The following is a 3,683-nucleotide window of genomic DNA, read 5'->3' on the forward strand; positions in this document are numbered from 1 at the left end:
AGATCTCGGCGGAAATCGGGGCGATCATGGACGCCGCGATGAACGACCCGACGGTGACCGCCGATGTCGAGGCGATCACCGCCTATGCCGAGGCCAAGGGGCTGAGTTGGAACGACGCGTTCCTGCAGTTCCTGCGGGACCCCAACGCCGCCGAACGGGCGGGCGGACAGGCCGGGGCCTAGCGGCGGCCCGGTCTGCGCGCGGATCCCGGCGCGACGGATTCCCCGGCGCAAAAAAAGACCGGCGCAAAAAAGACCGGCGCAAAAACCCGTGCGAACACCAGGCACGCCGCCACGGAACGTGCCGTCACGACATGTGTCTGACCAGACGCGCCGCCCGACAGTCCGGCCATACAGCGGTAATCCCCAGACCGCCGTTGACCAAAAGATATGCGCACTGCCTGCCCAACAATCTCATTGTGCAGTGCAGATATGCATCGTTCGATGACACCTATCCACAGATATGCGGAGCGAGCATGGAAGCTGCCGGTTTTTGGGGATGGTCGTCGCCCCACCAGAGGTCTACCAACGCCTCACGAGTTACGGCGGTGCGTTGAAAAGTCAAGGCGCCGTCAGAGTTCCAGCGCTTGTCGCTGGAAAGGGGCCTGAGGGTCCCTGCGTCTCCCAGACGTGAAGCCTCCCTGTATACTTGCCCCCGGCCTTTGACCGGGGGCTTTCTTTTTCTGCCCCCTTCCTTCGCATCTGCGGCCCGAAACCCCGCTATCCGCGGTTCGGCTCGAACCGATAGGGACTGGCCCCCGTCGTCAGCGGATCCAGGCTCAGCCGATGCTCCAGCGGCGGGAACGCGCGGCTGCCGCAATCCGGGCGGTCGCACAGCCGGCAGGACAGGCCGATCCCGACCCGAGCGCGCTCCAGGTCCAGCCCGTCGGCATAGACGACCTCGGACGCGTTGCCCAACGCGCAGCCCATGGCCACGACATAGGTCGGCCGAGGCTCCCCCCAGCGCACCACCGGCTGCGTCAGCGCCTGCGCGAAGCACAGGAACGCCGCCCCGTCCGGCAGTTCCGCCACCTGCACCTGCACCGTCCCCGGCTGGGCGAACGCCGTGTGCACCACCCAGCGCGGGCACGACCCGCCGAAGCGGGCGAACGGAAACCCCGCCGCGCTGAACCGCTTGGAGACGTTCCCCGCCGGATCGACCCGCACGAAGAAGAACGGGACCCCCCGAGCGCCGATGCGCTGCAGGGTGGAGACGCGGTGACAGGCCTGCTCGAAAGAGACGCCGAAGCGCGCGGCGAGCGCCTCGATGTCATAGCGCAGGCCGGCGGCCGCCTGCAGGAACGGGCCATAGGGCATGACCAGCGCGCCGGCGACGTAGTTCAGCAGCCCGATCCGGAGCAGCATCGCCGCTTCCGGGGTCGAGGCATTGGCCTGGGCCAGCACCCCTTCGACCGCGTCCCGCGCCTCCAGCATCGCCAGTTGGAAGGCCATGTGGAAGCCTCGGCTCTCCCGCGGCAGCGACTCCGACAGGGCCAGGCTGCGGGTCGCCGGGTCATAGCGGCGCAGCGCGGCCTCCAGCGGCTGCACCGTGACCCGCACGCCGTGGCGGCTGCGCAGGCGTTCGGCGATCGCGTGGTTCATCTCGGCCGGCGCACCGGGGGCGAGGTCGGCCGCCAGCGATTCGGCCGCGTCCTCCAGGGCGGGGAAATGGTTGGCGTGGTTGTCGAAGAAGTCGCGGACCTCCTCGTTCGGCAGCAGGATGCGCCGGCCGGACGGCAGGGCGATGCCGGTCGCGTCCTCCCGCGCCACCCGCCAGGCGCGGTACATCGCCAGCACCGCGCGGGCGGCATTGGGGCTGCCGGCGGCCAGCGCCTCGACCTCGGCGTCCGGGACGGCGTCCTCGCCCAGCAGCGGATCGCCGAACGCCTCGCGCAGGCCGACGGCGACCTGGCGTTCATGGGTGCCGGACAGTTCCGCCAGGTCGACCCGCAGCGTTTCGGCCAGCTTGATCAGCAGGGAGGCGGTGACGGCGCGCTGGTCGTGTTCGATCAGGTTCAGGTAGCTGGCGGAGATGCCCAGCCGCGCGGCGAGGGATTGCTGGGAGAGGTCGCGTTCGGTCCGCAGGCGGCGGACGGTGCGACCGATCAGCGTCCGGCTCATGTTTACACCCTTTACAAAATCAGCCGCCATTCAGTGAAGTCAGCGACAGGATTGCACGTCTTCACAAGCGTTTAGACTTTTTTGCAGCGCAGCGCATGTCAATAATTCACTCACCACCGGGACCGATCCCGGTGCGCCCCTTACAGCAAAGGACGAGATCATGCGCACTTCGCCCCTCTATGCCCCCGATGGCCTGTCGTCCGTCGGCGATCCGGAACGGTTTGCCGGGATTCGCCGCGATTACACCCCGGCGGATGTCGAGCGCCTGTCCGGCAGCTTTCGCGTGCGTCACACGCTCGCCGAGATGGGTGCCGCTCGGTTGTGGCACCTGCTGAAGACGGAGCCCTTCGTGCCGACGCTGGGCGCGCTGACCGGCAACCAGGCGGTGCAGCAGGTCAAGGCCGGGCTGAAGGCGATCTACCTGTCGGGCTGGCAGGTGGCCGGCGACGCCAACTCGGCGGGGCAGATGTATCCGGACCAGTCGCTGTACCCGGTCGACTCCGTTCCCACCGTGGTCCGCCGCATCAACAACGCCCTGCGCCGCTGCGACCAGATCGCCCGGCAAGAGGGCGGACGCGACGATACCTATTGGATGGCGCCCATCATCGCCGACGCGGAAGCCGGCTTCGGCGGGCCGCTGAACGCGTTCGAGCTGATGAAGGCGATGATCGAGGCCGGCGCCGCCGGCGTGCATTTCGAGGACCAGCTCGCCTCGGAAAAGAAGTGCGGCCACCTGGGCGGCAAGGTCCTGGTGCCCATCAGCCAGCACATCCGCACCCTGAACGCCGCCCGCATGGCGGCCGACACCGAGGGCGTGAACACCGTCCTGCTGTGCCGCACCGACGCCCAGTCGGCGCAGTTGCTGACCTCGGACGTCGATGAGCGCGACCGGCCGTTCCTGTCCGGGGAGCGCACGGCGGAAGGCTTCTTCCGCATCAGGCCCGGCGTCGGCAACGACTACGCGATCGCCCGCGGCCTGGCCTATGCGCCCTACTCCGACCTGCTGTGGTGGGAGACGAGCGAGCCGGACCTGAAGGAAGCCGAACGGTTCGCCGACGCGATCCACCGCGAATTCCCCGGCAAGATGCTGGCATACAACTGCTCGCCCAGCTTCAACTGGCGCAAGAAGCTGGCGCCCGCGAAGATCGCCGCCTTCCAGCGGGAGATCGGGCGGATGGGCTACCGCTTCCAGTTCGTGACGCTGGCCGGCTTCCACAGCCTGAACCTGTCGATGTTCAACCTCGCCCGCGGCTACCGGGAGCATGGGATGGCGGCCTACTCCGAACTGCAGCAGGCCGAGTTCGCGGCCGAGGCCGAAGGCTACACCGCGACCCGCCACCAGCGGGAGGTCGGGGTCGGCTATTTCGACGCCGTCGCGATGGCGGTCTCGGGCGGCAAGTCCTCGACCACGGCGTTCGCCGGCTCGACCGAGGCGGCGCAGTTCCACGGCGACGGGCCGGCCGAGGTGAACGGCCAGGCGCACGCGCACGGCCAGGCCGTGGCGGCGAAGTAAGGGCCTCCGGCCCGACAAGATGGGGGCGTCCGGGAGGGGCCGGCCGCGGC

At 68.9% G+C, this 3,683-nt stretch carries 3 protein-coding genes; 2 read left to right on the forward strand and 1 reads right to left on the reverse strand.

The features are described 5' to 3' along the window. A partial coding sequence (locus tag VHB27_RS04085) for a hypothetical protein (RefSeq protein ID WP_325597654.1) occupies positions 1-182 on the forward strand: 182 nt, incomplete at its 5' end. Between the two features lie 537 nt (positions 183-719). On the opposite strand, the gene VHB27_RS04090 is transcribed toward VHB27_RS04085, so the two are convergent. Next, positions 720-2,120 (reverse strand): helix-turn-helix domain-containing protein, encoded by a 1,401-nt coding sequence (locus VHB27_RS04090; RefSeq protein ID WP_325597655.1) that lies wholly within the window; start codon positions 2,118-2,120, stop codon positions 720-722. A 160-nt stretch (positions 2,121-2,280) separates the two neighbouring features. Between VHB27_RS04090 and aceA the strand changes: the two genes are divergently transcribed. Then, positions 2,281-3,633 (forward strand): isocitrate lyase, encoded by a 1,353-nt coding sequence (gene aceA, locus VHB27_RS04095; protein WP_325597656.1) that lies wholly within the window; start codon positions 2,281-2,283, stop codon positions 3,631-3,633. The last annotated feature ends 50 nt before the right edge of the window (positions 3,634-3,683 follow it).

The sequence above is a fragment of the Rhodopila sp. genome (genome assembly GCF_035548235.1).
GTDB lineage: Bacteria > Pseudomonadota > Alphaproteobacteria > Acetobacterales > Acetobacteraceae > Rhodopila.

Coding starts and splice junctions, on each gene's coding strand:
- VHB27_RS04090 (WP_325597655.1), bottom strand. CDS start 2,120: ATGAGCCGGACGCTGATCGGTCGCACCGTCCGCCGCCTGCGGACCGAA.
- aceA (WP_325597656.1), top strand. CDS start 2,281: ATGCGCACTTCGCCCCTCTATGCCCCCGATGGCCTGTCGTCCGTCGGC.